The organism is Paractinoplanes durhamensis (genome assembly GCF_016862175.1).
GTDB classification, from domain to species: Bacteria; Actinomycetota; Actinomycetes; order Mycobacteriales; family Micromonosporaceae; genus Actinoplanes; species Actinoplanes durhamensis.
Map to the genome: position 1 here is coordinate 1 of NZ_BOML01000116.1, position 2,042 is coordinate 2,042.

General features: G+C 57.3%; 2 rRNA genes. Both read right to left on the reverse strand.

The window, feature by feature from the left end:
- Positions 1-8: 8 nt before the first annotated feature.
- Positions 9-125, reverse strand: a 5S ribosomal RNA gene (gene rrf / locus Adu01nite_RS47335).
- Between the two features lie 102 nt (positions 126-227).
- Positions 228-2,042: ribosomal RNA gene (locus Adu01nite_RS47340) — 23S ribosomal RNA — on the reverse strand; the annotation flags it as partial.

Genomic DNA, 2,042 nt, shown 5'->3' on the forward strand with positions numbered 1-2,042 from the left:
AACGTTGAGTCCGGCGGCGTCCTACTCTCCCACACCCTCCCGAGTGCAGTACCATCGGCGCTGGAGGGCTTAGCTTCCGGGTTCGGAATGAGACCGGGCGTTTCCCCTCCGCTATGACCACCGAAACAGTCTTCAGCGGAACAAACCAGCAACCCCAACCATGATGCTATGGGGGTGGTTGTTCGTTTGCTGTGAATCACACAGTGGACGCGTAGCACAAGTTTAGGGTGGTTAAGCCCTCGGCCTATTAGTACCGGTCGACTGAACCAGTTACCTGGCTTACATCTCCGGCCTATCAACCCAGTCGTCTGGCTGGGAGCCTTACCCACTCAAGGTGGTGGGATACCTCATCTCGAAGCAGGCTTCCCGCTTAGATGCTTTCAGCGGTTATCCCTTCCGAACGTAGCCAACCAGCCGTGCCCCTGGCGGGACAACTGGCACACCAGAGGTTCGTCCGTCCCGGTCCTCTCGTACTAGGGACAGCCCTTCTCAAGTATCCAACGCGCACGGCGGATAGGGACCGAACTGTCTCACGACGTTCTAAACCCAGCTCGCGTACCGCTTTAATGGGCGAACAGCCCAACCCTTGGGACCTGCTACAGCCCCAGGATGCGACGAGCCGACATCGAGGTGCCAAACCATCCCGTCGATATGGACTCTTGGGGAAGATCAGCCTGTTATCCCCGGGGTACCTTTTATCCGTTGAGCGACACCGCTTCCACACGCAAGTGCCGGATCACTAGTCCCGACTTTCGTCCCTGCTCGACCTGTCAGTCTCACAGTCAAGCTCCCTTGTGCACTTACACTCAACACCTGATTGCCAACCAGGCTGAGGGAACCTTTGGGCGCCTCCGTTACCCTTTAGGAGGCAACCGCCCCAGTTAAACTACCCACCAGACACTGTCCCTCGACCCGATCAGGGCCGCAAGTTAGATACCCAAACCCAACAGAGTGGTATTTCAACAATGCCTCCCCACCGAACTGGCGTCCGGGGATCAAAAGCTCCCACCTATCCTACACAATTAAATTCGGATACCAATGTCAAGCTATAGTAAAGGTCCCGGGGTCTTTCCGTCCTGCCGCGCGTAACGAGCATCTTTACTCGTAGTGCAATTTCGCCGGGCCTGTGGTTGAGACAGTGGGGAAGTCGTTACGCCATTCGTGCAGGTCGGAACTTACCCGACAAGGAATTTCGCTACCTTAGGATGGTTATAGTTACCACCGCCGTTTACTGGCGCTTAAGTTCTCCGCTTCGCCTTACGGCTGACAGGTCCCCTTAACGTTCCAGCACCGGGCAGGCGTCAGTCCATATACATCGTCTTACGACTTGGCATGGACCTGTGTTTTTAGTAAACAGTCGCTTCCCCCTGCTCTCTGCGGCCATACCACGCTCCACCCGCAAAGGGGCTTCACGCGTCCGGCCCCCCTTCTCCCTAAGTTACGGGGGCAATTTGCCGAGTTCCTTAACCACAGTTCGCCCGTCGCCTTGGTATTCTCTACCTGACCACCTGTGTCGGTTTAGGGTACGGGCCGCTCGGAACATCGCTAGAGGCTTTTCTCGGCAGCATAGGATCACTGACTTCACCTGATACGGCTCGGCATCACGTCTCAGCCTATTGCCACGCGGATTTGCCTACGTGACGGCCTACACGCTTACCCCAGGACAACCACCGCCTGGGACCAGCTACCTTCCTGCGTCACCCCATCGCTAAACTACTAATCCAGAGGTTCCCAGACTCCACGACTTTGACCCGAAGGTCGCCAGCGCTTCGCGTGGTTAGCACCTGAAAATTCGTCTTGGGCGTTCCTTCGCGGGTACGGGAATATCAACCCGTTATCCATCGACTACGCCTCTCGGCCTCGCCTTAGGCCCCGACTCACCCAGGGCGGATTAGCCTGGCCCTGGAACCCTTGGTCATCCGGCGGAAGAGTTTCTCACTCTTCATTCGCTACTCATGCCTGCATTCTCACTCGTGCAGCCTCCACGACTGGGTCACCCCGCCGCTTCCCTGGCTGCACGACGCTCCCCTACCCACCCACAC